13 protein-coding genes and 1 pseudogene are annotated in these 15915 nt (G+C 63.1%); 13 read left to right on the top strand and 1 reads right to left on the bottom strand.

Features of this window, described 5'->3' with window-relative positions:
• Positions 1 to 6: 6 nt before the first annotated feature.
• From rbsB to SE15_RS07010, 12 genes and pseudogenes are all read left to right on the top strand, one after another.
• Positions 7 to 840 (top strand): annotated as a pseudogene (rbsB, locus tag SE15_RS14905) (ribose ABC transporter substrate-binding protein RbsB); the annotation flags it as partial.
• Between the two features lie 66 nt (positions 841 to 906).
• A complete protein-coding gene (locus tag SE15_RS07060; protein ID WP_054521420.1) occupies positions 907 to 2421 on the top strand; it encodes a sugar ABC transporter ATP-binding protein in 1515 nt (504 codons plus the stop codon).
• Entirely contained in the window at positions 2418 to 3410 is a 993-nt protein-coding gene (locus tag SE15_RS07055) for an ABC transporter permease (RefSeq protein ID WP_083461783.1), read from the top strand. Before SE15_RS07060 ends, SE15_RS07055 begins: the two co-directional genes overlap by 4 nt.
• Before the next feature lie 182 nt (positions 3411 to 3592).
• The gene (locus SE15_RS07050) at positions 3593 to 4015 is read left to right on the top strand and encodes a single-stranded DNA-binding protein (RefSeq protein WP_054521419.1); all 423 of its coding nucleotides are present in this window, start codon (positions 3593 to 3595) and stop codon (positions 4013 to 4015) included.
• Positions 4016 to 4699, top strand: coding sequence for a translin family protein (locus tag SE15_RS07045; protein WP_236690001.1), 684 nt, complete (start codon positions 4016 to 4018; stop codon positions 4697 to 4699).
• Complete coding sequence (locus SE15_RS14480; RefSeq protein ID WP_054521418.1) at positions 4671 to 4916, top strand: hypothetical protein; 246 nt, start codon at positions 4671 to 4673, stop codon at positions 4914 to 4916. Before SE15_RS07045 ends, SE15_RS14480 begins: the two co-directional genes overlap by 29 nt.
• A complete protein-coding gene (locus tag SE15_RS07035; protein ID WP_054521417.1) occupies positions 4913 to 5431 on the top strand; it encodes a CRISPR-associated protein Cas4 in 519 nt (172 codons plus the stop codon). The genes SE15_RS14480 and SE15_RS07035 overlap by 4 nt, the downstream gene beginning before the upstream one ends.
• Positions 5432 to 5481: 50 nt before the next feature.
• Complete coding sequence (locus tag SE15_RS07030; RefSeq protein WP_054521416.1) at positions 5482 to 6354, top strand: NAD(+)/NADH kinase; 873 nt, start codon at positions 5482 to 5484, stop codon at positions 6352 to 6354.
• Positions 6351 to 6872 (top strand): B-box zinc finger protein, encoded by a 522-nt coding sequence (locus SE15_RS07025; protein ID WP_054521415.1) that lies wholly within the window; start codon positions 6351 to 6353, stop codon positions 6870 to 6872. Before SE15_RS07030 ends, SE15_RS07025 begins: the two co-directional genes overlap by 4 nt.
• 13 nt (positions 6873 to 6885) lie before the next feature.
• Positions 6886 to 8658, top strand: coding sequence for a DNA repair protein RecN (gene recN / locus SE15_RS07020; RefSeq protein ID WP_054521414.1), 1773 nt, complete (start codon positions 6886 to 6888; stop codon positions 8656 to 8658).
• A gap of 15 nt (positions 8659 to 8673) precedes the next feature.
• Positions 8674 to 9618 carry an AfsR/SARP family transcriptional regulator gene (locus SE15_RS07015; RefSeq protein ID WP_054521413.1) on the top strand — a complete coding sequence of 315 codons (945 nt, stop codon included), beginning with the start codon at positions 8674 to 8676 and terminating at the stop codon, positions 9616 to 9618.
• The gene (locus tag SE15_RS07010; RefSeq protein ID WP_054521412.1) at positions 9618 to 12182 is read left to right on the top strand and encodes an ATP-binding protein; all 2565 of its coding nucleotides are present in this window, start codon (positions 9618 to 9620) and stop codon (positions 12180 to 12182) included. Before SE15_RS07015 ends, SE15_RS07010 begins: the two co-directional genes overlap by 1 nt.
• Before the next feature lie 141 nt (positions 12183 to 12323).
• Here the strand turns inward: SE15_RS07010 and SE15_RS07005 are convergent, their stop codons facing one another.
• Positions 12324 to 14732 (bottom strand): endonuclease MutS2, encoded by a 2409-nt coding sequence (locus tag SE15_RS07005; protein ID WP_054521411.1) that lies wholly within the window; start codon positions 14730 to 14732, stop codon positions 12324 to 12326.
• Between the two features lie 241 nt (positions 14733 to 14973).
• Here SE15_RS07005 and SE15_RS07000 point away from each other — a divergent pair, with 241 nt between their 5' ends.
• Entirely contained in the window at positions 14974 to 15861 is an 888-nt protein-coding gene (locus SE15_RS07000; protein WP_054521410.1) for a CRISPR-associated ring nuclease, read from the top strand.
• Positions 15862 to 15915: the final 54 nt, after the last annotated feature.

Genomic DNA, 15915 nt, shown 5'->3' with positions numbered 1-15915 from the left:
CCCGCCGGTGAGATCACGCTGGGGTTGGTGCTTTCGACGCTGAACAACCCGTTCTTTGTGACGCTACGGGATGGAGCGCAGAAGGCGGCGGATGCTGCGGGGGTGAAGTTGATCGTGGTAGATGCGCAGGACGACTCGGCGAAGATGACGGCGGGGATAGAAGACCTGATCAACAAGAAGGTCTCGGCGCTGCTGATCAACCCGACCGACTCGGATGCGGTGGTGCCGGCGATTCAGAAAGCGAATGCGGCCGGGATTCCGGTGTTCACGGTAGACCGTGGGGCGAACGGTGGTGAGGTAGTGAGCCACATTGCCTCGGACAACGTAGCGGGTGGTCGGATGGCGGCGGAGTTCCTGTGCAAAGCGATTGGGGGCAAGGGGAACGTGGTAGAGTTGCAAGGGATCGCCGGGACGTCGGCGGCGCGCGATCGAGGGCAAGGGTTCAACGAGTACATGAGCCAGAACTGCAAGGAGGCGAAGATCGTAGCCCAGCAGACGGCGGACTTCAACCGGGACAAAGGGTTGAAGGTGTTTGAGAACATTCTGCAGGCCCAGCCGGAGATAGCGGGGGTGTTTGCGCACAATGATGAGATGGTGCTGGGAGCGATTCAGGCGGCAGAAGCGGCCGGGCGGACCGGGATTGTGTTTGTGGGCTTTGACGCGATTGACGATGCGGTGCAGGCGGTGAAGGAGGGCAAGTTAGCGGCGACGGTAGCGCAGCAGCCTGCGCTGATGGGGCAACTGGCGGTTGAGACGGCCGTCAAGTACCTCAAGGGCGAGAAGGTTGAAGCCTACATCCCCGTCCCGCTCTCGCTGGTGACCAAGGAGACTGTGAAATAACCACGCATCTAAAGGGTCTGGGGGCGGTTCTTTCCGCCACCCAGACCCTCCTTTTACTGAGGGCTTATGACCGAAAACATCCCGCGCTTGCGTTTAGAGCATGTCTCCAAGGCCTTTCCGGGCGTCCAGGCGGTGAACGATGTCAGCCTGGAGGTGTGGGGCGGAGAGATTCTGGCCCTGGTGGGGGAGAATGGGGCGGGCAAATCCACCCTGATGAACCTCATCAACGGTGTGGTGCCGCTGGACTCCGGCAAAATCTACCTGGACGGGCAGCCGGTAACGATGGATTCACCGCGGCGGGCGCTGGAACTGGGCATCACCATGATCCACCAGGAACTGGCGCTCATTCCCCAATTGACCGTGGGTCAGAACATCTTCCTGGGGCGGGAGCCGCGGCGGTGGCGCTTCTGGATTGACTGGAAGCGCCTGTATGCCCAGGCGCAGGCCGAATTAGATCGGCTGGGGATTGATGTGCCCGTGCAGGCGCGGGTGGCGGATTTGAGCATTGCGCAGCGTCAGTTGGTGGAGATTGCCAAGGCGCTTTCGTACAATGCACGTCTGATTGCGCTGGATGAACCGACCAGCGCACTGACCGAGCGCGAGACGGAGACCCTCTTCCGTTTGGTGCGGGCCTTACGTGATCAGGGGGTGGCCCTCATTTACATTTCGCACCGGTTGGAGGAGGTGTTTGAACTGGCCGACCGCATTGCGGTGATGCGGGATGGGCAGTTGGTGGCGGTAGGGCCGGTGCAGGCTTTCACACCGGCCGAGGTGGTACGCCTGATGGTGGGGCGCGAATTGACCGAGTTCTTCCCCAAAGTCCCCACGCAACGGGGGGAACCGGTCCTGCGCGCGATCAACCTGCGCGCCGGCCGCGAGGTGCAGGGGGTCAGCCTGGAACTTTACCGCGGCGAGATTGTGGGGCTGGCGGGCCTGGTGGGAGCCGGGCGCACCAATCTGGCCCGTCTGCTTTTCGGGGCCGATCGGCTTGAGGCGGGCGAGATTTGGATGGACGGGCGGCGGGTGGAGATCCGCTCACCGCGCGATGCCATTCGCCTGGGCATCGGGCTGGTGCCGGAAGATCGTAAATCGCAGGGGCTTTTCCTGGGGCAAAGCGTGCGCTTCAACGCCGGTGCGGGGCTGTTGGAGCGTCTTTCGCGGCTGGGATTTATTGACTTTCGGCGCATCAATCAGACCATCAAGGCGATCATTGAGCGATTGCGGGTGCGTACACCCAGTCTGAACCAGCGCGTGCGTAATCTTTCGGGAGGCAATCAGCAGAAGGTGGTCATCTCGCGCTGGCTGGCCCTCAACCCCAAGGTCCTCATTCTGGATGAACCCACGCGGGGGGTGGATGTGGGCGCCAAGGCTGAGATTCACGCACTGATGAGCGAACTGGCGGCGCAGGGCATGGCAATCCTGATGATCTCTTCGGAATTGCCGGAAATTCTGGGCGTCAGCGATCGCATCCTGGTAATGCGGGAGGGGCGCATTGTGGCCGAATTCAGCCGCGAGGAGGCCACGCAGGACCTGATCATGCAGGCGGCGACGGGCCAACTGGAACGGAGGGTAGCAGCATGAATTCATCATCCAATCATGCGCCTCAACTGAGCGAGTTCCTGCGCCGTAACAGTACCTACGTGATCTTGCTGGCGATTGTGCTGGGCTTTGCCGTGCTCGCGCCGGAATTTCTGACGGTGAACAATCTGCTCACCGTGGCGCTGCAATCCACCCTGGTTGCGCTGGCGGCCATCGGGATGACGCTGGCCATCATCACCGGCGGCATTGATCTCTCGGTGGGATCGGTGGCGGCGCTGAGCGGTGCTCTGGCCGCGGGGCTGGCCACACGAGGTGGGTTGGGCACTTATCCGGGGCTGCTGATTGGGCTGATGGCCGGGGCGGGCATGGGGCTGCTCAACGCGGTGATGATCGTTTGGGGGCGCATCCCGCCTTTTGTGGCTACCCTGGCGAGCATGGCCATCGCGCGCGGCCTGACCCTGGTCTACACCCAGGGGCGCCCAATTGCAGGGCTGGACCGCGCCTTTACCTTTTGGGGCAGTGAGAGTCTGCTGGGCGTGCCGATGCCGGTGTGGGTGCTGTTGGTCGTTGCCGTTTTGGTGCACCTCCTGCTCTCGCAAACTGCCCTGGGGCTGCACATTTACGCCATTGGCGGCGGCGAGGAGACCACCCGTCTGGCCGGGGTGAACGTGGGGGTGGTCAAGGTTTGTGTGTACGTCATCAGCGGTGCCACGGCGGCCCTGAGCGGGCTGATCCTGACGGCGCGGCTGTGGTCGGCCCAGCCCAATATCGGCGTGGGGCTGGAACTGGATGCCATTGCGGCGGCGGTGCTGGGCGGGAGCAGTTTGGCCGGCGGCGTGGGGGGTATTCCGGGCACGCTGGCCGGGGCTTTTATCATCGGCGTTCTCTCCAACGGGCTCAATCTGTTGGAAGTCCCCTCGTACAATCAGCAGGTGATCAAGGGCCTGGTATTCATCCTGGCCGTCATGCTGGATTACTTCATCAAGCAGCGGCGGACGGTCAGAACCAGGCGGGCGCCGCTGGCGGGGTAATCGGCGGAATTTTTTGCTACTGGTGGCAGTAGGGGGAGAGTAGGACCTGCCGATTCCATTCTGCGGGGCAGGCGTGGAGTATAATAAACACATACCACCTGCCTCAGTGCATGCCAGGAGATGGGGCGAAGGGCATGCCGCGGTGACATGGGCAGGAGGAAAAGGCTAAAGAGGAGGCCGGCATGTATCATAAAATCATTATTGTGGGCTATCTGGGGCGCGACCCCGAGATGCGCTATGCTCCCAACGGACAACCTGTGACCAGTTTCTCGGTGGCATCCAGCCGCCGCTATACGGCCGGGGATGGACAGGTGGTGGATGAGACCATTTGGTTTCGGATCAATGTGTGGGGAAAACAGGCAGAATTGTGCAACCAGTTTCTGAGCAAAGGGCGGCGCGTCCTGGTGGAAGGGACGTTGATTCCGGATACGGCCACCGGTAGTCCGCGCATCTTCCAGCGCCGCGATGGCACGGCGGGCGCCTCGTTTGAGGTGCGCGCAACCACGGTGCGTTTTCTGGATCGCAAGGGAGAGACGGCAGAGGGTGTGATCCCCGACATTGAGACAGCCGAGGGGCTGAGTGACGAGGAAGGAATTCCCTTCTAAATGGCGGCATTCATGAATCTGGAAGATTTCGGCGAGTTTGCCCGTCAGGTGCACGCAGCTTTGGATGCATTAAACCAGGCCCGCGAGGCCGCCCTCACCCAGGCGCGCCAGTTGACGCGCGCTTCGGCCTATGCCATTCGCGCCATTCACCGCGGAGAATCCGATCAGGCGGATGCTTTTCTGGAGCAGGCACGCGCCCTGGCTGAGCAGTTGCAGGGTCTGGCTCAGACTTATCCCCAGATTTTCTACGCCGGTTATACCCAGGATGCGCTCAAAGAATACGCCGAGGCCACTCTCACCTGTGCGATCATTGAAAATCGCCCGCTGCCTACCCCGGAGGCCATGCACCTGGATTACGCCATCTACCTCAACGGGCTGGCCGAGGTGGTGGGCGAACTGCGCCGGCGCTGCCTGGATATTTTGCGCCAGGGCTATTCGGCAGAAGCCGAGCGCCTGCTGGGGTGGATGGATGAGATTTACAACCTGCTGGTCACCCTGGATTACCCGGACGCTCTGACCAACAACCTGCGCCGTCAGACCGACCTGGTGCGCGGCATTGTGGAGCGCACCCGAGGCGATTTGACCCTGAGCCTGCGCGAGGAGCGCTTGCAGCAGGCCCTTGAACGCCTGGCGCAGCGCCTGCCCGAGACGACGGATGAGCCCGCGCCCGATACGCGCCTCTGACCTGGTCACATATGTTTACTGCCACCGTGCCTGGTGGTACCGCCTGCAAGGGTATGAATCCTCCAACGTGGGCCCCATGCAGGCAGGCGAAGTTTTTCACACGGCCCATGGATGGCGCGTCTTTCGGGCGCGCCTGCTTCAAATGCTGGGCTGGGGGCTGCTCCTGGTGGCTCTGCTGGCCCTGGTTGCCCTGGCGGTTGTTTACTGGCTTGGATGAGCGTGCTGCTGGGTCTGACACTTTTTTTGTTTGTGCTGGCGCTGGTGTTGCTCTGGCAGGGGCAACGGGAGCAGCGCCGGGCCGGCCTGCCCCTGGGACGCCTGCTCTACACCGACCTGCACCCGCTACAGCCCACTGAGCGGGCTTTCTTTGACCCCCACACCGGCCTGACCGGTAAGCCGGATTACGTGGTACAGCAGGGCGAGGTGCTCATCCCGGTGGAGGTGAAAGCCCGCGAAGCCCCGCTTCAGCCCTACCTGGGCCACGTTTATCAGGTGCTGGCATACTGCCTGCTCATTGAAAGTCAGACCGGCCGCCGACCACCTTACGGCATCTTGCGCTACCGCAACCGCACTTTCGCCATTGATTACACCCCACAGGCCGAGCAAACCCTGCGCGCCCTCATTGCCGAGATGCAGGCGATTGCGCCGGGGCGAGCCCCTGCGCGTTCACACGCAGAGACGGCACGCTGTGCCCGCTGCGGATACCGTCTCCATTGCGACCAGCGTCTATAGGCCGTAGTAAGCCATAGAAGGAAGGGGCCGGACTGGTATAATAAGAACAGATGTCCACCACGCGCCCTCTTCCACAGCGTTTTGCGATTGGTTATCATCCGACCATGGCCGAAGCCCCGCTGGTGGCTGATGCCATCCGCCAGTTTCTGGAACACCAGGGCTACCCAGAGGTGCTCAGCGCGCCGCTACCCAGCCTGCGTCAGATCCTCCAGCCGGGGCAGGTGGATGTGTTAATTGCCCTGGGCGGAGATGGGACGATGCTGCGCGCGGGTCACCTGTGCGCCCCCCTGCAGATCCCGGTGCTGGGCATCAACCTGGGGCGCTTTGGCTTCCTAATGGAGGTGCGTCAGGAAGAGTGGCAGCGTCGTTTGCCGTTGTTACTGAGCGGTCAGTACTGGCTGGAAGAGCGCATGATGCTGTGGGCCACCCACCTGCGCGGGGAGCAGAAACTGGGCGAATGGAGCGTGCTCAACGAGGTGGTGGTGTGCCGTGGGCAGATTGTGCGGCCGGTGCGCCTGAGGGCGGCGGTGGATGGCTACCCACTGAGCACCTACATCGCCGATGGGCTGATCGTGGCCACCCCGACCGGCTCCACCGCCTATGCGCTGGCCGTGGGCGGGCCGATCATGCCGCCGGAGTTACGCAGCATCCTCATTGTGGCTGTGGCGCCGCACCTTTCCATGGATCGGGCGGTGATCCTGCCGGAGGAAGCCGTGGTCACCGTGACCGTGCAATCCAGCCACCAGGCGGTGATGAGCGTGGATGGTCAGCCGCCGGTGGCGTTGGAGAACGACGATGTGGTGCGGGTGGAAGCCAACCACAACACGGTAAAGTTTGTGCGTTTTCAAGACCGTGGTTACTTCTACCGCAACCTGAATGCCTATATGGAACTCAATCCCGCCGCGATGGATAACGAGTCATGAGCCAGAACGCCCCCACGATTCTTTACTGCGTCAATCACCCTGACCGTGAAACACTGCTGCGCTGCAATCGTTGCGAACGCCCGATTTGCCCCGAATGTGCCGTGCTCACCCCAACCGGCTACCGTTGTAAGGACTGCGTCCGCAACCAGCAGAAGGTGTTCGACACTGCCCAGTGGTTTGACTACCCGCTGGCCGTCATCATTGCCGGCGTGCTGAGTTTCCTGGGCAGTCTGATCGCTAATCTATTGGGCTTCTTCACGCTCTTTGTGGCTCCGGTGGCGGGGGTCATCATTGCCGAGGCCGTGCGAGAGGCAACCCGGCGGCGCCGTTCGCGCTGGTTGTATCGCGCGGCGACGCTGGCGGCGGTGATCGGCGGGGCGGTGCTGATTCTGGCGCGGGTGGCGGGCTTTCTTTTCGGCCTGAACGGGTTCCCGTTATGGCCGCTGGTGTGGCAAGGCGCTTATGTGGCTCTGGTTGGCAGCACGGTTTTCTATCGTTTGACCGGAATTAAGATTTAACCGACGGGTCTGGATGCTACGCGAACTGCGCATTGAAAATTTTGCCATCATTGAGCACCTGGAACTCACCCTGGAGCCGGGCCTGACCGTATTTACCGGGGAAACCGGCGCGGGCAAATCCATCTTGCTGGATGCGCTGGCGGCAGTGTTGGGCGGCCCCGCCGATATGACCCTGATTCGCAGTGGGGCAGAGCGAGCGCTCATCGAGGCCACCTTCGAGATGGTGGACTCGGTGCGTGAGCCACTGGTGGCTTTGCTCGAAGCCGAGGATCTGCTGGATGAAGAGCGGGAGCGGGTGGTTTTGGCGCGGGAGTTGCGCCAGGGTGGGCGCAGTGTGGCTCGCATCAATGGGCGCAGTGTCAGCCTCAGCCTGCTGCGGGAAGTCGGTCGCCTGCTGGTGGATATTCACGGTCAATCGGAGCACCTTTCGTTGCTGGATGTGCGCCAGCATCTGGCCCTGCTGGATCGCTATGCCGGGAACGCCCCCTGGGTGGAGGCCTACCGCCAGACCTATCGCGAATGGCGCCAACTGGAGCGCGAACTGCAGCGCCTGCGGGAGGCCGAGCGAGATGCCGCCCAGCGCGTGGATTTGCTGACCTTTCAGATCCGCGAGATAGAAGCGGCGGCGTTGCAGCCCGGTGAGGAAGAAGAACTGCGCCAGGAGCGCAATCGTCTGGCGAATGCCGAGAATCTGGCCAGCCAGGTTCAGCAGGCGCTGGCCCTACTGGATGAAGGCGCGGGCGAGACGCCTGCGCTGACCGATTTGCTGGGGCGGGTGGCTCAGGCCCTGCATGTCATTGCGCGGTTGGATCCAAGCCAGCAGGGGTTGAGCGAGCAAGCCGAAGGGGTGCTGGCGAGCGTGGAGGAGATGGCGCGAGATCTGCGCCGTTATCAGGAGCAAATTGAGTACAACCCGCGCCGCTTGGAAAAGGTGGAAGAACGCCTGGATCTCATCCAGCGCCTCAAACGTAAGTACGGCGGTACCATTGAAGCCATTCTGGCATATGCGGAGAAGGCGCGCCAGGAACTGGATACGATCACCCATGCCACCGAGCGCATTGCCGAACTGGAAGCCCAGCGCGAGGTGCTTCAGCGCCAGTTGCGCGAGCGGGGGTTGGCGCTTTCGGCACGGCGCCAGCAGGCGGCGGTGGGCCTGAGCCGGGCGGTGGAAGCCGAACTGGCCGATTTGAGCATGCGGGGTGCGCGTTTTGAGGTGGCCATTCATCAGGTGGACGATCCAGAGGGACTACCTCTGGAGGACGGGCGCGCCGTGCGCTTTGATGAACGGGGTTTGGATCAGGTGGAGTTTTTGATTGCCCCCAACCCGGGCGAAGGGCTCAAACCCCTGGTTAAGATTGCTTCGGGTGGGGAAACCTCGCGCCTGATGCTGGCGCTGAAGCGCGTTCTCACTCAGGCAGATGCCATCCCGACGCTTATTTTTGATGAGATTGATCAGGGCATTGGGGGGCGAGTGGGCAGTGTGGTGGGCGAGAAATTGTGGTTGCTGGCGCGTCAGCATCAGGTGCTTTGTGTGACGCATCTGCCGCAACTGGCGGCTTACGGCGATCATCATTACGGGGTGCGCAAGCAGGTGGAAGGTGGGCGCACCACGACCCGCGTGCAGGTGCTGGAAGGTGAGCCGCGCATTCTGGAACTGGCTCACATGCTGGGTGGGCAGAGTGCTGCCCATTTGAGCGCGGCCCGTGAGACGCTGGAACGAGCACAACAGCGAGCCAGGGCTTTGCTGGTGAGTCCGACTCAGGGCGTGGTGGGAGTGGAATGGTGAAAGCCAGGGTCTCGAATGGAACCTGAAATTCTCCCGCCGCTACGTATTTTGCTCTTGGGTCCACCCCAAATTGAATATGGGGGGCATCCGCTGAGGATTCAGCGCCGCTTGCTACGCACGCTGCTTTTTTACCTGGCGACGCAGGCCGATCCGGTGGGGCGGCAAACCCTGCTCGATCTCTTCTGGCCGGACGAGGACCAAGAAGATGGTCGCCGCCACCTGCGCGAGGTACTGAGCAAACTGCGCACGGCACTGCCCCTGCCGACCCTGATTCACACCACGCAAGACCTGGTCTGGCTGGACCGCGCTCAGGTATATGTGGACGTGCGGGAGTTCCAGACCCTGATGCACCAGGCGCGCATTTACCTTAAATTGCCCCTTGCGGCCCCTCTGCCTGAGGCGGTGTACCAGCGTCTGTGTAAGGCAGTCAATCTCTGGCGCGGGCAGCGTTTTCTGGCCGGGGTGGAACTGCCTTCCACCGAGGCGTTTGATGAGTGGCTGACGTACACCTCGGCCGCACTGGAAAGTGCTCTGATGACGGCGCTGGAGGTGCTGGCCGAGCACGCTGCGCTAAGCGGTGACCTGGATGAGGCCATTCACTGGGCGCGGCGGGCACTGCAGATGGACGAATCGCACTGGCGCCTGCGCGCCCGCATGATCGGCTGGCTGTGCGATTTGGGGCAGTATGCAGCGGCGCAGGAAGAATGTGAGCGGGTGCAAAACGATCTGGCGGCCGAGGGGATCAATGAGGTGCCGGAGGAGTTTCAATCGCTGTGTCAGCGGTTGCATCTGGCGCTACGACAGCCTCGCCCGCCCGAACCCGCTCCCTGGTTCAGCCTGCGCACCCTTCATGTGCCCTTTGTGGGTCGAGATGAGGTGCTGGATGCACTCCGCACGCTGGCGCTCCAGGGTGGGGTGGCGATGTTGTGGGGGAGGCAGGCAGCGGTAAAAGTCGCCTGATGTTTGAACTCTACCAGTCTTTGCAGCCGGCGCCACGTCTGGTGCTGGCAAGTGCGCTGGCGCATGAGAAGGAGATCCTCTACCACCCGCTGGGGCGGGCTTTGCAAGAGGCGGTTCTCACCGAGGAGTGGCAAACTCTGTCGCCGCACTGGTTGCAAATTTTGCTCCCGCTTCTGCCTGAATTGGCCATCTACGTTCCCCCCGGTGCGACGTCCCTGTCGGAGACCCGTGAGGTGCACCTTGCGGCGGCAGTTGAGCAGGTACTGCGCCGCCTGGGCCACGGGGGGCACGTGCTTTTCTTCCTGGATGATGCGCAGTGGTGCGATGTGGCGACTTTGAATGTGCTAGCCTATCTGACTCATCAGCGCTTTTTCACCCACGGCAATTTGCTGGTCATAGCCGCTCGTCCCGAAGAGCCCAATGCGGCTCTGCAAAACTTTCTGACCACCTCGCCGGTCTCCTGGCTGGTGAAGGTGATCTCATTAGGTCCGCTTTCCACTGAGGCGGTGGCGCAGATAACCCGTTATGCGCTGGGTCAGCCCGCGCCTGCGGCATGGGTGAAGGCGCTGGCACGCGTGACTGGCGGTAATCCCCTTTTCATTCTGGAGACCATGCGCGCATTAATGGAAACGCACCCGGATCTTGATCCGGAAAACCCGCCGGGCACGTTCCCGGTAGCGCAAAGTGTGCGCGCTTTGGCCAACGAACGTCTGCGTTTGCTGCGCCCGCAGACGCGTCAGATCCTGCTCGCAGCGGCTGTGCTGGGCGAGACCTTCCACACGAGCATTCTCCAAACCATGTTGCAGGAACCCGCTGAGGTCATCATTGAGGCGCTGGAGGAGATGGAGCGCACTTACCTGGTTCGCCCGAGTGAGCACATCCGGGGTGAGTATCTTTTCCAGCATCCACTTCTTCGTGAGGTGCTGCTGCTGGAACTGAGCGGGGCGCGCTTGCAGTACCTGCACCTGCGCGCGGCCCGGGCGCTGGAGCAATCCGGGTACGCACCCGCAGAGGCGGCGACCATCGCGAGGCATTTTGAGGCCGGGGGTGAAGAAGCCCAGGCAGTCCACTATTGGGTTGAGGCCGCTTACCAGGCGGCTCTGATGGGGCAGGGTGATGAAGCCATGGGGGCTTTTGAGCGGGCGGAGGCGTTACTGCTGCACCTGGAGCGCCCGCTACCCCCCGAGTTGATTCATCGTCTGTACACCGGGTGGGCGGAGGTGGCATTCAATCGCTATGACCTGGAGACCAGTGAGCGCTGTTACGCGGCGTTGCTGGGCCACGGCGAACGGCGCTACGAGGCGCTACTGATCGGGAGCGGGCTAAGCGGTTTGGGACGGGTGGCCACCGTGCGCATGCAGGCACGCCAGGCGATGAACTTTCTAGAACAGGCGCTCCCGTACCTGGAAAAAAGTGGTCATTTGGAAGAGCAGATGGAAGCGCTCAATCGCAAAGCGGCCGCACTGCTTTTGCTCAACCGCTTTTATGACGCTGTGCTGATCTACCAGCGCGTGCTGGAAATGGGGCAGGCGGTGGAGACGCTGAGTGGTCAGCGGGCGCTGGGCAATGCGCGCTACCAGCTGGCCAAAACGTACTACATCCTGGGTTGGCTGGAGCGGGCGTGCATCTTTGCCGAGCAGGCCCTCTCGCAGAACCGCGCCCTGGATACGATGGGCTTCCGCGGGCGGGCAATGCTGGCGTTGGCGCTTTCTCGCCTGGAGATGGGTGAGTTTGCGACGGCGCTGGAGGTTTGCCAGAGGGGGTTGGGGGAGGCCGAACGCTGGGGCAATGCGGCTCTGGCGGGCCGGTTGTGGCTGTGCCGGGCTCAGGTGCTGTTGAATCTGGGGGAGGTTCAGCCAGCCTGGGAAGCCCTGGAGCGTGCACGGGCGGCAGCGGCCTCGTTGGGGCGCAACCCGGTGCTCGCGGAGGTGTACACCACGCAAGGAGACCTGTGGCTGGCATTAGGGGATTATGCGGCGGCGCAAACTGAATACCGCGCGGCGTTGGAGGTGGCGCAGGACCTGCATTCTTCGATGGAAGCCCTTTACCGCCTGGGTTGGGCACTGGTGCTGGGCGGCCAATCTCAAGGTGGGCTGAACTTCCTGAACCGCGCGCTGGAACTCTCGCGCAACGCTGAGATGATGCATGTGGCGCTGGCAGCAGAAATGGCGCTGGCCGAGGCGCATTTTGTGCGGAGCGAACTGGAGGAGGCGCGCCGCGTGGCCCAGCGGGCGGCGGATGAGGCGGCGCAACGGAAGATTTGGACGTTGGTGCTGCGCTACCATCTTTTACAGGCCCATATCGCCGGTGCTCAGCAGGCCACCGATCTGATGGTACGCCATACGCGTTTGTTGATCGAGCACGCAAAGAATCTTCAATCTCCGCTATATGAATTTCTCGGGCTGGGGTTGGCGTTGCGGGTGGGGGCGGATGACGGCGCAGCGCAGATGTATCGGCAGCAAGCGGACGCCCTGCGCCAGCATTTGCTCCAAAACGTGGCTGCCGAATCCTTGCGCACGCGTTTTGAAGAACGCCTCCAGCGGTGGCTTAATCATGCCTTATAGCGCTTTTTGTCCACGTTTTGGCAACGCCGACCTTGTATACTCAATTCAAGCAAGAGCATTGCCACCCAGGCAGAGGCATGAGGGACCCTCTGCGAGAAGGGCTGAAAGTGAAGACAAGCGGAGCACTTTCAGCCCTTTGGTTTAAGCCGCTTCGCTGCGCAGGCGGGCGATGGTCACACCGTCGCCGCCCTCACCCTCCAGGCCGCGTTCCCAGGTAGCCACGTAGGGGTTCTGTCCCAGGGCCTGGCGGATGGCCTGGCGCAGACGGCCCGTGCCCTTCCCGTGGATGATGCGCACGAACGGCAGGCCGGCCAGGTACGCGGCTTCAAGGTGGCGCTCCAGGGCCACCAGTGCATCTTCGGCACGCTGCCCCCGCAGATCGAGTTCCAGGCCCGGTGAGGGGGCGATGAGGCTTGGGCCGGGCGAGGCCGGTGCGGGGGCGAGTTTGCGGCGACGTGGGGTGGGGGAGGCCGGAGGCGGCGGCTCAACCTGGCCGGGGCGCTGAATATCCTGCAAGGCAGCCCGCAGGCGCAGGTTACCCAACTGCACTTCGATTTCGTCGTCATCTTGGGCCACCACTGTGCCCTCCAATCCCAGCGAGCGAATGCGCACGCGTTCGCCGATGGCGGGGCGCTCGGGCGGGGTGATGGGGGCGATGGCGGGGCTGAAGGCTTTTTCGGCACGTTCCTGCAGGGCGGTGGTGGCTTCGGCGGCGCGTTTGACCTCGTCCAGGGGCAGGCGGGCGCGCGCCAGTTCGCGGCGTAGGCGCTCGATCTCCTGACGCAGGGCTTCCAGTTCGGCCTCGGCCTGTTCGGTGGCCCGGCGCAGGATGGCGCGGCGCTCCTCCTCAATTTGTTCCAGGCGGCGTGCCAGTTCCTGACGTAGGGCTTCGGCTTCCGCGCGGGCCTGTTCAGCCTCGGCGCGGGCCTGGCGGGCCAGATCGCGCTGGCGGTGGATCTCTTCCAGCAGGTCCTCGGCACGCAGGTCGGCGGGGTTGAGCATCTCGCGGGCAGCGGCGATGATCTCCGGGGGCAGTCCCAGCCGCTCGGCGATGGCCAGGGCGTTGCTGCGCCCGGGCAGGCCGAGGGTCAGGTGGTAAGTGGGCTGCAGGGTTTGCAGGTCAAATTCCACGCTGGCGTTGACCACGCCGGGTGTGGCGTGGGCGAAGGCTTTCAGTTCGGGGTAGTGGGTGGCAACCAGGCAGGTGACCGGTAGCGCCACCAGGTGGGCCAGGATGGCGCGGGCCAGAGCAGAGCCCTCCTGGGGATCTGTGCCGGCGCCCAGTTCATCCAGAAGGACCAGGGCGCGCGGCGTGGTGCGTTGAAGGATGCGCACGATGTTGGTCACGTGCCCGGAAAAGGTGGAGAGCGACTGCTCAATGGATTGCTCATCGCCGATGTCGGCGAAAACGTCTTCGAAGAGGCTCAAGGTGGAGCCGGATTGGGCCGGGATCTGCAACCCGGCCTGGGCCATCAGGGCCAGCAGGCCGACCGTCTTGAGGGAGACGGTCTTGCCGCCGGTGTTAGGCCCGGTGATGACCACAGCAAAGGTTTGGTCATCCAGCACCACGTCAATCGGCACCACCCGGTTGGGATCGAGCAGGGGGTGGCGGGCGCGGTAGAGACGCAGGGTGCTGCCGGGGTGAGTGGGGCGGGTGGTTTGGAAAGGTACCAGCACCGGCTCTGCGGCGCGCAGGTCTTCGGCGTATTTGGCGCACATCAGCGCCAGGTCAAATTCGGCGAGAGCCTCTACGAGGGTGATGAGGGCCTCGGCGTGTTCGCCAACCTGGGCCGAGAGCGCGGCCAGGATGCGGCGCTCTTCATCGCGTGCGGCCAGTTGCAGTTCGTGCCAGGCGTTGTTCAGATCCACCACGGCGAGAGGCTCGACGAAGAGGGTAGCGCCGGAGGCAGATTGGTCGTGAATGATGCCGCGCAGATGGCCCTTGGCTTCGGCTTTCAGCGGAAGGACGTAGCGGTCGTTGCGCAGGGTGATCAGATTCTCTTGCAGCCAGGGGGCAATTTTGGGGTCGTTGAGGAGGGCGTTGAGGCGCGCCAGCAGGCGCTCGTGAGCCACTTTGATCTCGGCGCGCAGGGCGGCCAGGCGCGGAGAGGCGCTATCCAGCACCTCGCCGCGTTCGGAGATGGCGCGGGAGATGGCCTCGATCAGGCCGGGGGGTGGGGGCATGCGGGCGGCCAGGCTCGCCAGGTAGGGAAATTCGGCCGCGTGGCGCTCGAAGAAGCGCGCCAGATCGCGTGCGGCTTCCAGCGTGGTTTTGATGTCCAGCAACTCGCTGCCGAGCAGCACCCCGGCGCGGGCGGCGCGTTCCACCAGCGGGCGCACATCCCGGGCTTCGCCGATGCTGACTTCGGCGTAGTGGTTGAGCAGGTGGCGGGTTTCGCGGGTGCGGGTCTGCCGCCGGCTGACTTCGTCAAAATCGGCACTGGGACGCAGGGCGCGCGCCAGTTCCGCCGAGGCGCTGAAGGCGGCGTAACCTGCCAGGCGATCCAGTATTTTGGGAAATTCCAGGGTGTGGAGCGACTTCTCGTCCATGGCAGGATGATTTTACCCCCTTTTGCGCCTGGAGGGAGTATGGTGAGGAAGTGCGGATGCGCCCTGCACGTTGGAGTGGGCGACCCGGGACCATCTAAAGGGCACGGTGCGCATTGGGGCTTCAGAATCTGTTTCAGGATCGGTAGGGCATGGTTTGAAGGGGGATTGTTAAGTTGCTTCGGGGCGGGATTTGCTATAATAACATTGCTGCTGGATTATTGTGGAATGTCATTGGAGGGGGATGTCCTTGCCGCCCAATTGCACCTTGATCGCCACCCTTGGTACGGAGCCCCAGGTTGTAACCGCCGGACTGGACCTGCTGCTGGCGCAGAATGAAGCGGTGCGGCGGGTGGAGGTGGTCCATACCGGAGGGAACGCGGCCATCGAGCAGGCCGTAAACGCTCTGCGCGAGGCATTTGCCGCTCCGCCTTACCGCGGGCGCATCGCTCTGCACCTGACGCCGATTTGCGATGAGCGTGGGCAGGTCGTAGAAGATGTGGAGACGCCTACGGCCATTCAATGGGCGTTTCGGGCGCTTTACCGCAGTGTCTGGCAAGCCAAGCGGCAGGGGGAGCGCCTGCATTTATTGCTGGCAGGCGGGCGCAAGACGCTGAGCGTGTTTGCGCTGGTGACGGCACAGTTGCTGTTTGATGAGGGGGATCACCTGTGGCATCTCTACTCGGGGGGAGATTTCCTCACCAGCCGTCGTCTGCACCCACAGCGTGGGGACGACGTGCACCTGATCCCCATTCCGGTGCCGCTGCGTGAGGCGCTTTCGCCCGCGCTGACCCATCTACGCGCGGTGGAAGATCCCTATGAGGCACTGGAGCGCCTGGCGCGGCTGGACCTGGAAAAACGCGTGCGTGAAGCGCAGACGTTTGTGGAGAGGGATCTCACCCAGGGAGAGCGGCGGGTGGTGGCACGGCTGGTGCGCGAGGGGCTGAGCGATGAAGCGCTGGCGCGGGCGCTGCATCTCTCGCGGCGCACGGTGGAGCAGCATCTGCGCTCGGCGTATGCCAAGGCGGCGGTGCACTGGGGCCTGGAGAATGTCAACCGGGCGCAGTTAGTGGCGCTGCTGGGATTGTATTTCCAGTATCAAAATTCCGAAAATACGGGAAAATCCGCATGACGAATGGAAAGGAAGTGACTAAATTTAAGGATGCCCGTACGGGGGTTGCTGCGA

The sequence above is a fragment of the Thermanaerothrix daxensis genome (assembly GCF_001306145.1).
Lineage (GTDB): Bacteria > Chloroflexota > Anaerolineae > Anaerolineales > Anaerolineaceae > Thermanaerothrix > Thermanaerothrix daxensis.
Note: the sequence above shows the minus strand (reverse complement) of the source record. Positions and strands in the feature narration are given on the sequence as shown.